The 16912-nt window shown below is 60.1% G+C and carries 16 protein-coding genes; 12 read left to right on the top strand and 4 right to left on the bottom strand.

The window, feature by feature from the left end:
* Positions 1-312: 312 nt before the first annotated feature.
* The 4 genes from ACTNDJ_RS08405 to serB all read right to left on the bottom strand — a co-directional run bounded on the left by ACTNDJ_RS08405 (position 313) and on the right by serB (position 3330).
* Positions 313-852, bottom strand: a complete 540-nt coding sequence (locus ACTNDJ_RS08405) for a TetR/AcrR family transcriptional regulator (protein WP_154517701.1) — start codon at positions 850-852, stop codon at positions 313-315.
* A 2-nt stretch (positions 853-854) separates the two neighbouring features.
* The gene (locus ACTNDJ_RS08400) at positions 855-1784 is read right to left on the bottom strand and encodes a LarC family nickel insertion protein (RefSeq protein ID WP_441083547.1); all 930 of its coding nucleotides are present in this window, start codon (positions 1782-1784) and stop codon (positions 855-857) included.
* Positions 1785-1794: 10 nt separating this feature from the next.
* Positions 1795-2577 (bottom strand): nickel pincer cofactor biosynthesis protein LarB, encoded by a 783-nt coding sequence (gene larB, locus ACTNDJ_RS08395; RefSeq protein WP_441064091.1) that lies wholly within the window; start codon positions 2575-2577, stop codon positions 1795-1797.
* A gap of 117 nt (positions 2578-2694) precedes the next feature.
* Positions 2695-3330 (bottom strand): phosphoserine phosphatase SerB, encoded by a 636-nt coding sequence (serB, locus tag ACTNDJ_RS08390; RefSeq protein WP_441064093.1) that lies wholly within the window; start codon positions 3328-3330, stop codon positions 2695-2697.
* Positions 3331-3587: 257 nt separating this feature from the next.
* Here serB and aspS point away from each other — a divergent pair, with 257 nt between their 5' ends.
* The 12 genes from aspS to ACTNDJ_RS08330 all read left to right on the top strand — a co-directional run bounded on the left by aspS (position 3588) and on the right by ACTNDJ_RS08330 (position 16862).
* Positions 3588-5375 carry an aspartate--tRNA ligase gene (gene aspS, locus ACTNDJ_RS08385; RefSeq protein WP_427729277.1) on the top strand — a complete coding sequence of 596 codons (1788 nt, stop codon included), beginning with the start codon at positions 3588-3590 and terminating at the stop codon, positions 5373-5375.
* 357 nt (positions 5376-5732) lie between these two features.
* The gene (locus ACTNDJ_RS08380) at positions 5733-5981 is read left to right on the top strand and encodes an HPr family phosphocarrier protein (protein ID WP_441064094.1); all 249 of its coding nucleotides are present in this window, start codon (positions 5733-5735) and stop codon (positions 5979-5981) included.
* 233 nt (positions 5982-6214) lie between these two features.
* The gene (locus tag ACTNDJ_RS08375; protein WP_441064096.1) at positions 6215-6457 is read left to right on the top strand and encodes a FeoA family protein; all 243 of its coding nucleotides are present in this window, start codon (positions 6215-6217) and stop codon (positions 6455-6457) included.
* 39 nt (positions 6458-6496) lie between these two features.
* Positions 6497-6718: a FeoA family protein gene (locus ACTNDJ_RS08370; RefSeq protein WP_006234774.1), complete on the top strand. Its 222-nt coding sequence runs from the start codon at positions 6497-6499 to the stop codon at positions 6716-6718.
* Between the two features lie 123 nt (positions 6719-6841).
* Positions 6842-9169, top strand: a complete 2328-nt coding sequence (feoB, locus tag ACTNDJ_RS08365) for a ferrous iron transporter B (protein ID WP_441049139.1) — start codon at positions 6842-6844, stop codon at positions 9167-9169.
* A gap of 180 nt (positions 9170-9349) precedes the next feature.
* Positions 9350-9550 carry a hypothetical protein gene (locus tag ACTNDJ_RS08360; RefSeq protein ID WP_117634210.1) on the top strand — a complete coding sequence of 67 codons (201 nt, stop codon included), beginning with the start codon at positions 9350-9352 and terminating at the stop codon, positions 9548-9550.
* 102 nt (positions 9551-9652) lie between these two features.
* Positions 9653-11602, top strand: coding sequence for an NAD(P)/FAD-dependent oxidoreductase (locus tag ACTNDJ_RS08355; RefSeq protein ID WP_441064097.1), 1950 nt, complete (start codon positions 9653-9655; stop codon positions 11600-11602).
* A 377-nt stretch (positions 11603-11979) separates the two neighbouring features.
* Positions 11980-12507 carry a hypothetical protein gene (locus tag ACTNDJ_RS08350; protein ID WP_441064099.1) on the top strand — a complete coding sequence of 176 codons (528 nt, stop codon included), beginning with the start codon at positions 11980-11982 and terminating at the stop codon, positions 12505-12507.
* Between the two features lie 330 nt (positions 12508-12837).
* Entirely contained in the window at positions 12838-13530 is a 693-nt protein-coding gene (locus ACTNDJ_RS08345; RefSeq protein WP_441064101.1) for a GntR family transcriptional regulator, read from the top strand.
* Between the two features lie 124 nt (positions 13531-13654).
* On the top strand, positions 13655-14677 hold the full coding sequence (locus ACTNDJ_RS08340; protein ID WP_441064102.1) for a LacI family DNA-binding transcriptional regulator: 1023 nt from the start codon (positions 13655-13657) through the stop codon (positions 14675-14677).
* Positions 14678-14811: 134 nt separating this feature from the next.
* On the top strand, positions 14812-16149 hold the full coding sequence (locus ACTNDJ_RS08335; protein ID WP_441064103.1) for a glutamine synthetase family protein: 1338 nt from the start codon (positions 14812-14814) through the stop codon (positions 16147-16149).
* A gap of 50 nt (positions 16150-16199) precedes the next feature.
* Positions 16200-16862 carry a response regulator transcription factor gene (locus ACTNDJ_RS08330; protein WP_441064104.1) on the top strand — a complete coding sequence of 221 codons (663 nt, stop codon included), beginning with the start codon at positions 16200-16202 and terminating at the stop codon, positions 16860-16862.
* The last annotated feature ends 50 nt before the right edge of the window (positions 16863-16912 follow it).

The following is a 16912-nucleotide window of genomic DNA, read 5'->3' as shown; positions in this document are numbered from 1 at the left end:
AACTGAAGGGACTGACCCCGGAGGAGTTCCGGAGACAGTCCCTTGCGGCGTAGTTCTTATTTAAGCCGTCCAGGTTTTGGGGTGCAGTTCACACTTCGTGCGGCGGGGGTTCTTTCGTCCTGTGGAATGCGCTGGAAAGTCACCCCATGCGGACAGCTGAGGGGTCTTTGTTGCGTTCGTACAAGCAACCCAACATATTTCTGAATTTGGATGGGAGGGGCTTGTCGCTGTTGGGGGGCGTTGAAGTGCGAGTGACACGTTGGGATGCGTGGCGCCTTGGGTTGGGGCGATGCTTTGGGATGAGCCTCTTACTTAGGTGAAGAGGGGTTTTATGGCTGATAGGTAGTCTTTGGCTACGTCGGCCTTGTCGGCTTGGAAGTTGTGCCAGGCCCACCATTGGACGGTGGCTACGAAGCTTGAGGCTATGTGGTGGAGGAGGAAGTTGCGATCCATGGTGCTGGCGGGGCCTGCGGGGTCGACAGGGACGGTTTCGGCTGCGCGCGACATGATGGTCTTGCGGAGACAGTCGGCGAAGACGCGCGAGCCGGCGCCGGCTACGAGGGCGCGTACGCCCTGACGACGATCCCAGAGGTTGTTGAGGATATGCTCGACCTGTACGAGCGGGTCATTGAGGGGTGTACCGTCATCATCGAGGGCATGGGTGCAGATATCGCACACGAACTCAGCGAGCAGGTCATCTTTGCTCTTAAAGAGGCCGTAGAACGTTGCCCGACCCACATGGGCGCGAGCGATGATGTCGCCGACGGTAATCTTGCCGTAGTCCTCTTCGCGCAGGAGCTCGGAGAACGCCGCAACGATGGCAGCGCGGCTTTTTGCCTTGCGGGCATCCATGGCTATGCGTCCGCGTGAACGAGCAGACAGCGGAGCGTGCCGGAGCAACCCTCGTAGGGGCGTTTGCCGGCGCCGTAGCCGACGGCTTCGATGCGGTAGCGTGAGGGCAGTTGGTCGGACGTGCGCAGCGCGGTGACGATGGCGGCACCCGTTGGCGTCACGAGCTCGCCGGCGACCGGTGCAGGCGTGAGGGCGATATTGCCTGCCTGGCACAGGTTGACGACAGCGGGGACGGGAATGGGCATGAGGCCGTGGGCGCAGCGGATGGTGCCGTGACCCTCGGAGAGCGACTCGACCACAACATCCTCAATGCTCAGGTCATCGAGGCAGATGGCGACTGAGCAGACGTCGACGATGGAGTCGATGGCGCCCACCTCGTGGAACATGACGGTGTCGGGCGTTTTGCCGTGAGCTTTGGCCTCGGCAGCAGCGAGCGCGGTAAAGATGGCGAGGGCACGACGCTTGGCGCCATCGCTTAGCTGTGAGCCGTCGATGATGGCGGTGACGTCCGCCAAAGAGCGGTGGTGATGGTGGTGGGCGTGGTGATGGTCCTCGTGGCCATGGCCGTGGGCCTCATGGTCATGCTCGTGCGTATGCTCGTGGCAGTGTTCGTGTTCATGCCCGCCATGGTCATGATGGTGGTGCTCATGCTCGTGCGTGTGCTCGGCAGCTGTTTCGTTGCCAAAGAGCCAGGCCATGTCGTGGTCGTGGTTCTCGAGCTCCTCTGCCAGCTGAACGTCAAAGTCGCAGGCGTCGATGCCATGCTTGTTTACGCGTGTAACGGCAATCTCAAAGCCGCCGACCGGCAGCGTGGCGAGCTGTTCGCGCAGGTGCTCCTCGCTGGCACCCAGGTCGAGCAGGGCCGCGACGGTCATATCGCCGCTGATGCCCGAGGTGCCGTCGATGATAAGCGTATGCTGATGGTTGGACATGGAATGCTCCTTAACGGGCGCAGGGTGTTCCGGCGCTCAGATGATTGATAAGACTTGCCTGGTAGGCGGCACCAAAGCCATTGTCGATATTGACGACCGAAACGCCGCTGGCGCAGGAGTTGAGCATGGCGAGCAGCGCGGCTATGCCACCAAAGCTCGCGCCGTAGCCCACGCTGGTGGGAACGGCGATGACCGGACAGCTTACCAGACCGCCGATAACGCTCGCCAGCGCGCCCTCCATGCCGGCAATGGCGATGACCACCTGTGCCTGGGCAAGTTCCTCGGCATGCGCGAGCAGACGGTGCAGGCCGGCGACACCTACGTCGTAGAGGCGGTCGACCTCGTTGCCGTAGAACTCGGCCGTCAACGCGGCTTCTTCGGCGACGGGCAAGTCGCTCGTGCCGGCGCAGGCGACAATGATGCGTCCGTTACCGGTAGGGGAGGGCTTGCCGCCCACGAGGGCGAGCTGGGCGTTCGGGACATATCCCAGGTCGATCCCGTTGTCGAGAAGCTCCGAGGTGCGGGCTGCTTTTTCGGCATCCAGGCGCGTAACCAGGGTGCGCTCCTGGCCGGCATCGCGCAGCGCTTTGATAATGGCTGCAATCTGCTCGGCGGTTTTACCGGCGCCGTAGACAACCTCACCGGCCCCCTGGCGCACCCCGCGCGAAAGATCGAGCTGCGCAAAACCCAGATCGGCGGTTGGCGCCGTTTGGATGCGCGTAAGGGCGTCGGCGGGGGTGACTGCTCCGTCGGCAACATCGCTCAGCAGCTGCTCTAGATCTCGCTTATCCATATAAGTTCCCTTCGACGGCGCAAAGTCTAGCACTCAAAGGGTATGTTTCCGAACACTAAGACAAAATTGTTCGGAAACTAGATATAGGAGATTTGATTCTGTTGTTAGATGGATCGGCTAGTCACGCAGGATGATGTCCATGGCGAGCATCAGGTTGCGCTCGTCGATGGCAAACGGGGCGGCTTCGCGCATCTTGGGCTTGGCGCAAAATGCGATGCCCGTGCCCGCGGCCTGAATCATGGGGATGTCGTTGGCGCCGTCGCCGATCGCCACGGTATGGGCCATATCGACACCGCACTCAACCGCCCAATCCAGTAGCTGGATAAGCTTGGATTCCTTGGTCACAATGTCTGCCGCCAGCTTGCCCGTGAGCTTGCCGTCTACGACCTCCAGGCGGTTGGCCAGGCAAAAATCGATGCCCGCGGCAGCTACGATCTTGTCGGCGACCTCGTGGAAGCCGCCGCTTACCACGCCGACCTTCCAGCCCTTGCTGTGCGCCGAGCGCACAAGCTCCAGTGCGCCGGGGGTAAACGTCACGCGCTCAAAAGTGCGCTCGAAAACGCTCTCGTCCAGGCCGGCAAGCAGCCCCACGCGCTCCTCGAGCGCCTGCTTAAAGTCGAGCTCGCCGCGCATGGCGCGTTCGGTGATCCGCGCAACTTGCCCGCCCACGCCTGCTTCCTCGCCCAACAGGTCGATGACCTCCTGGTTGATGAGCGTGGAATCGATATCCATAACGATGAGGCGTGCAGTCATGGTGGGCCTTTCCGAGTGCGGTTGTGTTGTAGGCACATTGTCGCACGCGGCGCGCCTTGGCGACGGCCAGGCCGCGCCAATTGTTTCGTCTCCGTCAAGTCTTTGAGCGGGAGTCACTTTTTCGCGGTACATCGGCGCGGGTGCGATAAGATAGAACGCCATGTCCGGCTGCGCGGTTTACGCAGGCTGGGCAAATCTGTACGACGCCGCCCGGAACGACACGGGGCGGCACAGATCCATAAAGGAGGATCACTGGTATGAGCCAGACCCGTCCCATCGACGAGCATTCCATGCACACCCGTACCTGCGGCGAGCTTCGCCGCGAGAACGTGGGCGAAGAGGTCACCCTCACCGGTTGGGTGAGCCGTCGCCGCGACCACGGCGGCCTTATCTTCTGCGACCTTCGCGACCGCGAGGGCATCACGCAGCTTACCTTCGACCCCGAGCACTCCGACGGCGATGCCTTTAAGATCGCCGAGACCATGCGTCCCGAGTGGCCCATCAAGATTCACGGCGTCGTGCGCGCCCGTGGCGAGGAAACCACCAACGCCAAGCTCGCGACCGGCGAGATCGAGGTCCTGACCGACCACGCCGAGGTGCTCAACACGTCCGTTACTCCGCCGTTCCAGATCGAGGACGGCATCGAGACCAGCGAGGACACCCGTCTGCGCTATCGCTATCTGGACCTCCGTCGTCCCGAGATGATGGCCAACCTCAAGCTGCGCTCCGACTTCACCTTTGCCATTCGCGAGGCGCTGCACAACCGTGAGTTCATGGAGGTCGAGACGCCCTCCCTGTTCAAGTCTACGCCCGAGGGCGCCCGCGACTTCATCGTTCCCAGCCGTATTCAGCCGGGCAACTTCTACGCCCTGCCGCAGTCCCCGCAGCTCCTAAAGCAGCTGCTCATGGTCGGTGGCGTCGAGCGCTACTACCAGGTTGCCAAGTGCTTCCGCGACGAGGACTTGCGTGCCGACCGTCAGCCCGAGTTCACCCAGGTCGATATCGAGATGTCCTTCGTGGACCAGAACGACGTCATGAGCGCACTCGAAGAGGTCCTGGCCGACGCCTTCGGTCGCATGGGTGTCGAGATGCCCACGCCGCTGCGTCGCATGGACTACTGGGAGGCCATGGACACCTATGGCTCCGACAAGCCCGATACCCGCTATGGCATGCATCTGGTCGATCTGACCGACATCTTTGCCAACTCCAAGTTCAAGGTCTTTGCGACTGCCGCAAACGAGGAGGGCTCTGTCGTCAAGGCCATCAACGCCAAGGGCGCCGGTGCCTGGGCACGTGCCAAGATCGATAAGCTCGCCGGCGTGGCCTCCACGTTTGGCGCCAAGGGTCTGGCCTGGATCGCTTTCCGCGAGGACGGCTCCATCAACAGCCCCATCGTCAAGTTCTTCTCGGACGAGGAGATGGCGGCTCTGCGCGAGCGCATGAACGTCGAGCCTGGCGACCTCGTGATGTTCGCCGCCGGCCCGCGCCTGCTTTCTGACGAGATCCTGGGCGGCATGCGCTCTCACATGGCCAACGCACTCGAGATCAAACGCGAGGGTCACGACTTCCTGTGGGTCGTCAACTTCCCGCTGTTCCACTGGGATGAGGACCGCAAGGCCTATGCAGCCGAGCACCAGCCGTTCACTCTGCCGACCGAGACCGACATCGCCAAGATCGAGGCCGACCCGTTGGCTGCCGGTTCCTGCACCTACGACTTTGTCATGGACGGTTTTGAGGCCGGCGGCGGTGGCATGCGCATCCATAACGCCGAGATGCAGATGTCCATGCTCAAGCTCCTGGGCTTTACCGAGGAGCGCGCCGAGTCGCAGTTTGGCTTCCTCATGGAGGCGCTCAAGTTTGGTGCGCCCCCGATGGGTGGTTTTGCCCTGGGTCTGGACCGCGTGTGCATGCTGCTTACTGGCTCCGATTCCATCCGCGACGTCATGGCGTTCCCCAAGACGGCCAGCGGCTCCGACCTCATGTCGGGCGCCCCGAGTGCCGTTTCCGGCGCCCAGCTCAAGGACGTCAGCCTGCGCTTGATGTAGGCGAGCGGCTACATATTGTCTCTAACGAGGGAAGGACGCGTGCCTCCCCTCGTTTTTTATGCGCGGGCGTTGCGAGGGCATAGGGTGACCGGACGTCGCGGAAAGTGCGTCCCGGAATCTGCGTCCAGAATGGGCCGCGCTTTCCCAAAGGGGGCCCTCTGGGAAAGCGCGGCCCAGAATTCGGCAAAATAATGGGGCACAGTTTCCGGTTGAGCTGTCTAACGGAAACTGTGCCCCATCGTTGACACTCGAAGTGGGATGTGGTTTCCGTCCCGCTCTCGACAAGCATCTAACGCTACAATAACTACCACGTGGCTGGGTTTGGCCGGCCAAATGTGCGATGCTGCGGGAGGGGACATGGTCGAGTTTACAAAGACGATTAAAGATCCGTTGGGACTACATGCCCGCCCGGTTGCGCTTCTCTATGACATTATCGCCAAGCATCGTAGTGACGTGTCGGTCAGCATCGGCGATCGCCACACGGATGGCCGCGATATCATGGGACTCATGGCCCTCTATGGTGAGTGCGGTGAGAGCATCGTCTTTCGTGTTTCGGGCGTGGATGAGGCCTCGTGCGTCACGTCGATCAGAAATCTCTCACTCTAAGCGGAACAATGTAAAAAGGGGAGAGTCCCCTCTGTTGCATACATCGGTATGACAAGGCACCGCAAAGAGACCGTCTTTGCGGTGCCTTTGTTTAATATGGGAAACTTTTTCGAAAACTGAATAGAGATCCTTTCCAAAAAGTTAACCGTGTGTTAGTTTACTAGTTCGAACATAGATGCGGTTAACTTTTATCGCGTCGATGTTGAGGACGAACCGATGTTAGGAGCTCACTCATGTCTTGCGGACCGCAGATGCCGGCCATGCCGCTTTCGATGGTAAAAGCGGGCGAAACCGTGCACGTGTCTCGTGTAAAGGGCAATGAGGACATAAAGCACCACCTCAAGGACCTCGGCTTTGTCGAGGGCAGCGAGATCCACGTGGTGAGCTCGAGTGGCGCCAATATCATCGTCACGGTGCTGGGCTCACGCTTTGGCATCGATTCCAAGGTTGCCATGCACATCATGACCGTCGGTTAATCTGCAGCATTTCATAAAAACCGAAAGGGGGATAAGAGGATGAAGACGTTGGGTGACGTTAAGGTGGGCGAGAGCTCTACCATCGTCAAGCTTCACGGTGAGGGCGCACTTCGCCGCCACCTTATGGACCTGGGGCTCATCAAGGGCACTTCGTTCAAGGTCGTGAAGGTTGCACCGCTCGGTGATCCGGTCGAGATCAACGTGCGCGGCTACGAGCTTTCCATCCGCAAGGAGGAGGCGGCCGTCGTCGAGGTCCAGTAAGGGCCCACGACGTAAATTTCTGCAGATAAAGTTAGATACTTCTAACTTAATACAGAAACTTTGAAGCACATTATCCAGCCTGCGCGGAGAAAGCAGCGCGGGCGCACAAGGAAGAAGGATTGAATGGCGGATTCTCAGATCCATGTCGCGCTGGCGGGTAACCCCAACTGCGGCAAGACCACGCTTTTCAACCTGATCACCGGCGCCAACGGCTACGTTGGCAACTGGCCCGGCGTCACGGTTGAGAAAAAGGAGGCCAAGCTCCTAAGCGACAAGAACGTTACCATCACGGACCTCCCCGGCATCTACTCGCTTTCCCCCTACAGCCCCGAGGAGCAATGCTCGCGCGATTACCTCATGAGCGGCGAGCCCGATGTCGTCGTTCAGGTGGTCGACGCCACCAACCTCGAGCGCAACCTGTACCTGGCGCTTCAGGTTATCGAGACCGGCCTGCCCGTGGTCGTCGCCCTCAACATGGCCGACTTGGTCGAGAAGAACGGCGACAAGATCGACACGGACAAGCTCTCCAAGAAGCTCGGCTGTCCGGTCATGATGATTTCGGCCCTTAAGAACAAGGGTATTAAGGAGCTGTTCGAGCAGGTTAAGAAGTCCGCTGCTTCCAAGGGCCAGGTGCCGGAGCACAAGTTCGATTCCTCCATCGAGGACGTTCTGGACCACATCGAGAACAACCTGCCGGCGAGCGTTCCCGCCAACAAGCGCCGCTACTACGCGGTCAAGCTGTTTGAGCGTGATGCGGACGCCTGCAAGCTCATCAACCTCACCAAGGAGAAGGCCGCTCGCGTGGAAGAGCTGGTCGCCCAGTGCGAGCAGGACTGCGATGACGATGCCGAGTCCATCATCACCGGTGAGCGCTATGGCGTCATCGCGCACATCATCGACGAGTGCCTCACCAAGGCTCCGGCCAAGATGAGCACCTCCGAGAAGATCGACCGTGTGGTTACCAACCGTATCCTGGGCCTGCCGATCTTTGTGGTCATCATGTTCTGCGTGTACTACATCGCCGTTTCCACCTTAGGTGGCACGGTGACCGACTTCACCAACGACCAGCTCTTTGGCACCGACGGCTGGTACGTGCTCGGCCAGGGTCGCGACGCCTACGACGCAGCTGTCGAGGCTGCGGGCGACGATGCCGACTCGGTTGACCCGGCGCAGTACGGCCCCTATGTCCCGGGTATCACCACCGTGGTGCACGATGCCCTTGTGGCGGGTGGCACCGAGGACGGCGGCCTGGTCGATTCGCTGGTCTGCGACGGCATCGTCGGCGGTTTGGGCGCTATCTTCGGCTTCGTCCCGCAGATGTTCCTGCTCTTTGTGATGCTGTCCTTCCTGGAGGACTGCGGCTATATGGCCCGCGTCGCCTTCATCATGGACCGCGTGTTCCGCCGCTTTGGCCTGTCCGGTAAGTCCTTTATCCCCATGCTCGTGTCCTCGGGCTGCGGCGTCCCCGGCGTCATGGCCACCAAGACCATCGAGAACGAGAAGGACCGCCGCATGACGGTCATGACCACCACGTTTATTCCCTGTGGTGCCAAGCTGCCGATCATCGCCCTGCTCATGGGTTCCATCATCGGCGATTCTTCCACCACCGCGGCGTGGATCAGCCCGCTCTTCTACTTCCTGGGCGTCTTCGCCGTCATCGCCTCGGGCCTTATGCTCAAGAAGACCAAGCTCTTCGCCGGTCGCCCGACGCCGTTCGTTATGGAGCTTCCTGCCTACCACTTCCCGGCGATCCGCTCTTGGGCACTGCACGTGTGGGAGCGCTGCTGGGCCTTTATCAAGAAGGCCGGCACGGTCATCTTCGCATCCACCGTCGTTGTTTGGTTCCTCTCCAACTTTGGAAGCTACAACGGTTCCTTTGGCTTCCTGCCTGCAATGGACGGCATCTCCGAGGAGTTCATGGACTACTCCGTGCTTGCCATGCTCGGTAACCTGGTCGCTTGGATCTTCGCTCCGCTCGGCTTTAGCACCTGGCAGGCAACTGCGCTGACCGTCTCGGGCCTTGTGGCTAAGGAGAACGTCGTCGCCACCGCCGGCTCGCTGCTGTCCGTGGCTGACGCCGCCGAGACCGACCCGAGCCTGTGGACTGCGTTTGCCGGTATGTTCCCCACCATGGGCGCTTGCGTTGCCTTTGGCGCGTTCAACCTGCTGTGCGCTCCGTGTTTTGCCGCCATGGGTACTATCCGCAACCAGATGGACTCCGGCAAGTGGACCGCGATTGCCATCGGTTACGAGTGCGCCTTCGCTTGGGTGATCGGCCTGTTCATCAACCAGTTCTACAACCTGTTTGTGTTGGGACAGTTTGGTATCTGGACGATTGTGGCCATCGTTCTGCTGGTTGCGATGCTCTTCCAGATCTTTCGCCCTATCCCTGCGCATGCATGGACCGACGAGGACGAGACCAACACTGCTTCCGCCGCAGTTTCCGCTTAAGTCCGAATAAGGATTAGCCCCTTTCCACAAGCCCGGGTGTCCCAGCGACACTCGGGCTTTTTGGCGTAATGGGGGAGATGTGGCGTTTCCGCAGATAAAACCGACCAAAATAAACCTGTCCCTTTTTGGCAGGTGGAAAATGGGGTAAAGTAAGTGATGGTTAACTAGAGGAGGCTTGCTATGGCACCTATCGATATTGTTGTTCTGGCTGTTATCGGTATTGCGTTTGTCGCGGTATGCGTGCGCATCTACCGCAAGGGCACCTGCGCCGACTGTGCTCAGGGTGGCGTTTGCACAGGACATTGCTCCAACAAAAAGACGTGTGCCGCACTTAAGGGCGTGGACAAAATCGCCGAAGACCTGGGCCGCGGTATTCATTAGTCGAACGGCGCTTGGGCATGTATGATTGCGGATACGGCGGTCGCTGATACGATAGGTGTGTTAGCAACTGCCGCCGAGCGGCTCAAACGAAAGGAACCCTGTATGGAGTCCTGTGCCTACCCGATGCTCTTTAGCCCGATCAAGGTCGGTACGACCGAGGTCAAGAACCGCGTCTTTATGCCGCCGGTATCTACCAACCTAGCCGATCACGGCTATGTGACCGACGACTTGGTCGATCATTACCGTGCACGCGCCAAGGGCGGCGTGGGCCTCATCATTACCGAGGTCGTGACGGTTGAGCCTACCTATACCTATCTGCCGGGTGACATGTGCTGCTACGACGACACGTTTATCCCCGGCTGGAAAAAGCTCGCAGCGGCCGTCCACGAGTATGGCTGCAAGATCATGCCGCAGCTCTTCCACCCCGCCTACATGGCCTTTAACATTCCGGGCACGCCGCGCCTGATCGCTCCGTCCTTTGTGGGTCCGTCCTATGCCCGCGAGGCACCGCGTCCTATCACGGTCGATGAGATTCACGAGCTCACGCATCAGTTTGGTGACGCTGCCGTGCGTATGCAGAAGGCCGGTGTCGATGGCGTCGAGGTCCATGCGGCACATGCCCACGGCATGCTCGGCGGCTTTTTGACTCCACTCTACAACAAGCGTACCGACGAGTACGGCGGCTCGCTCGACGCCCGTATGCGCTTCTTGCTCGAGGTCATCGCCGAGATTCGCGAGCGCTGCGGCAAGGACTTTATCATCGACGTCCGCATCTCGGGCGATGAGTACACCGATGGCGGCCTGACCCTCAACGACATGATCTACGTCTCGCGTCGCTTGGAAAAGGCCGGCGTCGACATGATTCACGTGTCGGGCGGCACCACCATCAAGCGCGGCTCCGCGATTCCCGCCGCCGGCACGCAGCAGGCCTCGCACGCCGCCTGCTCGCGCGAGATCAAAAAGCACGTCAACATTCCCGTCGCCACCGTCGGACGCATTAACGAGGCCTGGATCGCCGAGGAGCTGATCGAGGACGGCGCGGCCGACATCTGTATGATGGGCCGCGCCAATCTGTGCGATGCCGAGTTCTGCAACAAGGCAGCCGCTGGCAACGCCGACGAGATCCGTCCCTGCATCGGTTGCCTGCGTTGCCTGAACGGCATTATGTTTGGCAAGCGCATCTCCTGCACCGTCAACCCGGACGTGGAGCGCGACGAGGCTGGCTACGAGCCTGCCGCCGAGGCCAAGAACGTACTGGTTGTGGGCGCCGGTCCCGCGGGTATGGAGGCAGCCTACATTGCCGCCAAACGCGGTCATAACGTGGTGCTCGTGGATAAGCAGGACGAGCCGGGCGGAGAGATGCGCATCGCAGCCGTTCCGCCGGCAAAGCAGGAACTCACCCGCGTGATCAAGTATCAGTACCGTCGCCTGGCCGAGGCCGGGGTAAAGTGCGTCTTTGGCACCGAGCTTACTGCCGAGGACATTCAGCGTGACTACGCCGACTACGAGGTCGTCCTGGCCTATGGCGCCGAGCCTATCGCCCCGGCCTTCATGCAGGGCTTTAAGCAGGTTATGACGGCTGACGACCTGTTGGGCGGCAAGGCTTTCCCGGGCAAGAAGATCGTCATCGTGGGTGGCGGCACCGTTGGCTGCGAGACGGCCGATTACCTGGCCCCGTTGGTCAACGACCTGTCGCCGGCCAACCGCGACGTCACCGTCATCGAGATGACCAAGACGCTCGCCGCCAACGAGGGTGGTGCCGGTCGCGCGGTGCTCATCACGCGCATGCTCTCAAAGGGCGTTCACGTGCTGACCGAGGCCAAGGTGACCGAGATTACCGAGGATACTATCAGCTACGAGAAGGACGGCGAGATCCACACCATCGCCGGTGCCGATACGCTGGTGCTTGCTATGGGCTATCGTCCCAATACCAAGCTGGCCGACGACCTGGCTGCAGCCGGCGTTACCACTCACGTGCTGGGCGATGCCAACAAGTGCGGCAACATTCGCGACGCCATCGGCGATGGCTACAAGGTCGCCTGCGAGCTCTAGTCAACCCCTTGGCGTATGGGGACAGGTTACTTTGCACCAAGTTGGTGCATGTGAACCTGACCCCATTGCACCATTTGATAAAACGCAAGCGGCGGCCGTCCCGTGTTTGGGCGGCCGCCGCTTGCGTTTTATCATAGAAAGATCATTGCCGAGCCTTAAATGCCTTTTGTCTGTGTGCCTTCCACAATCATGTTGCGGTTGTAGGCCAGGTGCAGATACATCGTATCGTGATCGATTGAGCCATACGAAAGCGAAATTATGCGTCTTAATTCCGTACGCAAATCAAGACGAAAACCGTTTGCGTCTCGGATAAATCAGTACGCAAACGGTTTTCGTCTTATATCTTGAAGGCCTACAGGCGAAACGATTCGGCAACGGTGGAGGTCGACCGGTTTGAGTATGGCAGGCTGACGCTCGAAGGCAGCAACGTAACGTTCGACGCGCTCACGTTGGCTCGCCAGGACTTGAGTTTTCACACGCTCGAGCATAAGTGTGTTGAACATCTCGGCATTTCTGAGCTAACGCCGGATATTATGCGCACGCTTCGCTTGCTCGGCAAAGATGGCTATACCAACGCTGCGGCGATTTTGGCGGATAAGAATGATTTTCCGGGCATCGACTGCGTCCGTTTTGGTGATACCGAGGATGTGATCTTGGATCGCGAGGCGGCGACAAATATATCCGCAATTGAGCAGGTGGACAGGGCGGTGGCTATGTTTGCACGCTACTACCGTTATGAACGTATCGAAGGGATGGAGCGCGTCCAAACCGATCGAATTCCTCTCGAGGCGTTTTGCGAAGCTGTCGCAAACGCTTTGGTGCATCGGACGTGGGACGTTCGAGCTATAGCAACCCGCATAGCGCGCCTTGATCATCAACCGTCCGTATTTCACAGCAACTTATAACAGGCTCGGGGTGCCAATTTGGGGTGCAGTAGTGCTGCGCCACGAAAAGGGCCTATCTACTACGTTTAAGCCTCAGGGGTCAACCATAGTCGGCTTTTTCGAAAATCGACAAGCTGCCTACCTGCGGTTTTGTTTTCACAGTTTTTGGTATGGCCGAGGCTATCCGTGTTAACGTAGTAGATGGGCCACTTTTGTGGCAAGGGGCCGATCTGCGGGCTAGGGTAGCTAAAAGAGCCCCGTCCCAAAAAGACTGATTGGGAGCTGGGGCGTGTCGATGCGATAGTATTGCATGGTGGTATTCGACTAACCGAGGGTTTATCCGAGGGCTTTATGGAACAGCACCAGCATAATCAAAGCTTGCAAGATCAGGCATACAATGCACTGCGCTCCAAGATCATCTATGCCGAGCTCAAGCCCGGCACGCGCCTTTCGGCGATTGGTCTGGAAAAGGAGACGGGAATCGGGCGTACGCCCATTCGCGAGTCCTTTGTGCGCCTGCGTGAGCAGGAGCTGGTGGAAACGCGTCCCAAAAGCGGCACCTACGTCTCTAAGATCAGCATGGAGCGCGCCGAGAACGCCTGTTTCTTGCGCGAGAAACTCGAGCGAAGCGTACTCATTAAATGCTGCTCGGTCGCCACGCCCGAGCAAAAGCATCGGCTCGATCAGATTCTTGCCGAGTCCGAGTCGCTCGACCATGGCGAAACGCGTCGTTTCTTTGACCTGGACAACCTGTTCCATGAGACGTGTTTTGAGATTGCCGGCCGTCACATGTTGTGGGATTGGATGAAGAGCGTCAATACGCATTTTGAGCGATACAACTGGTTGCGTATGGTGTCGCAGGATCTAGATTGGGAGCCGATTCGTCGGCATCATCGCCGGATTCTCGAGGCCATTAAGAGGGGCGATACCGACGCGGCGAGCTATCTGGCCGAGACACACCTGCACCTGATGCCCGAAGAGCAAGGTCCGGTTATCGCCTTACATCCCGATTATTTTGAGCTGTCCAAAGACTCGGCTATCTAGCCCATTATCGCATCTGCTCGAGACGCAAAAACGATGCTGCTCACCTACAGCGTTTTGCAACCGAGAATTTTAAAAAATGCCTAAAATGGCTCAGACTGCCGACAATGGGGAAACGGGGTGCGCTATGGCGCAGATGAGAATCAAGGACATTGCCGTCGAGGCGGGTGTGAGCCCGGCCACGGTCTCGCGCTATCTCAATAACCGCCCCGGGCAAATGACCGAGGAAACCCGTGCTCGCATTGCGGAGGTTATCGAGCGTACCGGCTATCGCCCACGTGCCGCCGCGCGCAATCTGCGCAGCTCGCGTACCAACCTCATCGGCGTGATCTTGGCCGACATCGCCAACCCGTTCTCCAGCGCCATGCTCGAGGGCCTTTCCGCCAGCGCCGCCGCGCGCGGCTGCTCGCTCATGACAGCCATTAGCGGCAACGATCCCGCCAAGGAGGCCGAGTCGCTCACCAGGCTTATCGACGCTGGCGTGGACGGCCTGGTCGTCAATACCTGCGGTGGTAACGACGAGGCAATCGCCGCGGCAGCGGGACGCCTGCCCGTTGTGCTGCTCGACCGCGACGTTGCCGACGGCGGTGTCGATCTGGTGACATCTAACAACCGTGAGCTGGTCGCCGGCTTGGTAGACGCCTTGATCGCCGCTGGCAGCGAGCACCTGTGCCTGCTCACCGAGGCAAGCGACGACAGCCCCGTCCGTCGCGAGCGCGCCGAGGCCTTTACCGACGAGCTTTCGCGCCGCGGCCTTGCCGGCGAGGTTATCACCTTGGCCGATGGCGGTGCCACGGGCGTCGGTCGCTTGGACGAGACTATCCGCGGCTATGCAGGCAAAAAGCTCGGCCTCATTGCCGTCAACGGCCTGGTTTTCCTGAGCCTTACCGAGGCGCTGGCGCAGCTTGGCCCCTCGCTGCCGGCGGGGCTCAAGATCGCGACGTTTGACGACTATCCCTGGAACCATGTGCTCTTTGGTGGAGTTACCACGGCCGCGCAGGACACCCTCACCATCGCCGAGCGCGTGGTCGATCGCCTCTCCGAGCGTATCGACGTTGTTACCACCACCGTGGGCGATGCCGCAAAGCTCGCCCCTAAGCGCATCGAGGTTCCCGGCCACATCGAACACCGCGCTTCGACCTCGCGCTAGCCGCTCGTTCGTAACTGCCTGTTCGCGCACGTTTTTTGGGCGCTTGATACGCTTTAACCCTGCGGAAACATTTTTCTGCGATAGTATCTGCGATATAGACCAGTCGAAACCCGCCCGAAAGAAAGGGGAGCGACATGAACCAGCAGAACATCGATTACGTACTCCGTTCCGTAGAGCAGCGTGACATCCGCTTTGTGCGTCTGTGGTTTGTCGACATTCTCGGCCGCCTCAAGAACTTTGCCATTAGCCCCGAAGACCTCGAGGTCGCTTTTGAGGAGGGTATTGGCTTTGACGGCTCCGCCATCGAGGGCTTTGCCACGCCCGAGGAAGCCGACATGCTCGCGTTCCCTGACGCCTCGACCTTCCAGATCCTGCCGTGGCGCCCGAGCCATAACGGCGTCGCCCGCGTGTTCTGCGATGTGTGCACTCCCGATCGCAAGCCGTTTGCCGGCGACCCGCGCGACGCCCTGCGCCGCATGTTCTATAAGGCCGAGAAGGCCGGCTACCTGCTCAACGTGGGTGCCGAGCTGGAGTATTACTACTTCCCCGACGAGCACACCCCCGAGCCGCTCGACAACGTGGGCTACTTCGACCTTTCGGTGAGCGATGCCGCTCGCGACCTGCGCCGCAATACGGTGCTCACGCTCGAGAAGATGTCCGTGCCCGTGGAGTACACCTTCCACGCCGCCGGCCGCTCGCAGCACGGCATTAGCTTGCGTCACGCCGAGGCCCTGAGCATGTCCGACGCCATCACCACGGCCAAACTCATCATTAAGCAGCAGGCCTACGAGAGCGGTTGCCACGCCTCCTTTATGCCCAAGCCGCTGGCGGGCGAGGACGGCAGCGCCATGTTTTTGCATCAGTCGCTGTTCGACCACGACGGCAACAACGTCTTTTGGGGCGAGGACGACGAGAAGTACCGCCTCTCCGATATCGCCAAGCACTATATGGCCGGCATTCTGGCACACGCGCGCGAGATCAGCGCCATCACCAACCCCACGGTCAACTCGTACAAGCGCATCACCACGGGCGGCGACTCCGTGCCACAGTACGCTACGTGGGGCCTGCGCAACCGCGCGAGCATGGTCCGCATCCCGGTCTACAAGCCCGGCAAGCAGCTGTCCACACGCATCGAGCTGCGCAGTCCCGATCCCATGGCCAATCCGTACCTGGTCAACGCCGTCACGCTGGCGGCTGGTCTGGACGGCATCGAGCGCAAGCTGGAGCTCCCGCCCGAGGCAACGGCCGAGACGCTCAAGCTTACCGACCGTCAGATGGTCGAGGCCGGCTATACGCCGCTGCCGCGCTCGCTCAAAGAGGCGCTCGACGTGTTTGAGGACTCGCAGTTTATGAAGGATGCCCTCGGCGAGCACATCCACAGCTTCTTCCTCAAAAAGAAGCGCGACGAGTGGCATAAGTTTGAGTCCACGATTACCGAGTGGGAGATCAAGCATTATCTGGCGAACTCCTAATCGCGCTGGTTCGTTCCAGTACGATTGAGCTCATTTCCTTGGAGGTCGATATGTCCGAAAAGAGTGCCCTGTTCATGGCGCGCACGACGCGCTTCCACGAGTTTGCCCGCAGCTTGACGACCACCCTGGGTGTCGAGGTGAGCCTGGCAACCCCCGATTCGCCGACTGCGTCGCATGACTTTGACCTGCTGATCCTCGATTCCGATGGCATCCGCAGCGACCGCATCGATCAGATTGCCAAATGGCTCGACGACCGCGGCGGCGTTCCCATGTTGGTAATCGTCGACGACGAGGCGCTCGGCACCCTGCGCCTGCCCAATCACGCGCATGCCGACTTTGTATGCCCCACGGCGACGCCCAACGAGCTCAAGGCTCGTGCGCAGCGCCTGATGGGCGAGGAGGAGACCGTCGCCGCCGACGATGTGCTCAACATCGATAATCTCGAGATTAACCTGGCTACCTACCAGGTGACACTCGACGACGAGCCCATCGACCTGACGTTGATGGAGTACTCGCTGCTGAGCTTTTTGGCGACGCATCCCAACCGTGCTTACAGCCGCGAGGTGCTGCTGCACCGCGTGTGGGGCTTTGAGTACTGCGGCGGCACGCGCACCGTCGACGTGCACATTCGACGCATCCGCTCCAAGGTGGGCCCGCAGATCGCGGCGCACATTACCACCGTCCGTGGCGTGGGTTATCTGTTTAAGGACTAGCTTTTCACCGCAAAGGGGGCAGGCGCCTTCGTGGTGGTTTTGCCGCATGC

Source organism: Collinsella sp. HCP3S3_D1 (genome assembly GCF_052064015.1).
In the GTDB taxonomy this organism is placed as follows: Bacteria; Actinomycetota; Coriobacteriia; order Coriobacteriales; family Coriobacteriaceae; genus Collinsella.
The sequence above is the reverse complement of the archived record's forward strand: the minus strand, read 5'-3'. Positions and strand labels throughout refer to the sequence as shown.

Bases quoted from the DNA above. Each gene is read 5' to 3' on its own strand.
- ACTNDJ_RS08405 (WP_154517701.1), bottom strand. From the start codon at position 852: ATGGATGCCCGCAAGGCAAAAAGCCGCGCTGCCATCGTTGCGGCGTTC.
- ACTNDJ_RS08400 (WP_441083547.1), bottom strand. From the start codon at position 1,784: ATGTCCAACCATCAGCATACGCTTATCATCGACGGCACCTCGGGCATC.
- larB (WP_441064091.1), bottom strand. From the start codon at position 2,577: ATGGATAAGCGAGATCTAGAGCAGCTGCTGAGCGATGTTGCCGACGGA.
- serB (WP_441064093.1), bottom strand. From the start codon at position 3,330: ATGACTGCACGCCTCATCGTTATGGATATCGATTCCACGCTCATCAAC.
- aspS (WP_427729277.1), top strand. From the start codon at position 3,588: ATGAGCCAGACCCGTCCCATCGACGAGCATTCCATGCACACCCGTACC.
- ACTNDJ_RS08380 (WP_441064094.1), top strand. From the start codon at position 5,733: ATGGTCGAGTTTACAAAGACGATTAAAGATCCGTTGGGACTACATGCC.
- ACTNDJ_RS08375 (WP_441064096.1), top strand. From the start codon at position 6,215: ATGTCTTGCGGACCGCAGATGCCGGCCATGCCGCTTTCGATGGTAAAA.
- ACTNDJ_RS08370 (WP_006234774.1), top strand. From the start codon at position 6,497: ATGAAGACGTTGGGTGACGTTAAGGTGGGCGAGAGCTCTACCATCGTC.
- feoB (WP_441049139.1), top strand. From the start codon at position 6,842: ATGGCGGATTCTCAGATCCATGTCGCGCTGGCGGGTAACCCCAACTGC.
- ACTNDJ_RS08360 (WP_117634210.1), top strand. From the start codon at position 9,350: ATGGCACCTATCGATATTGTTGTTCTGGCTGTTATCGGTATTGCGTTT.
- ACTNDJ_RS08355 (WP_441064097.1), top strand. From the start codon at position 9,653: ATGGAGTCCTGTGCCTACCCGATGCTCTTTAGCCCGATCAAGGTCGGT.
- ACTNDJ_RS08345 (WP_441064101.1), top strand. From the start codon at position 12,838: ATGGAACAGCACCAGCATAATCAAAGCTTGCAAGATCAGGCATACAAT.
- ACTNDJ_RS08340 (WP_441064102.1), top strand. From the start codon at position 13,655: ATGGCGCAGATGAGAATCAAGGACATTGCCGTCGAGGCGGGTGTGAGC.
- ACTNDJ_RS08335 (WP_441064103.1), top strand. From the start codon at position 14,812: ATGAACCAGCAGAACATCGATTACGTACTCCGTTCCGTAGAGCAGCGT.
- ACTNDJ_RS08330 (WP_441064104.1), top strand. From the start codon at position 16,200: ATGTCCGAAAAGAGTGCCCTGTTCATGGCGCGCACGACGCGCTTCCAC.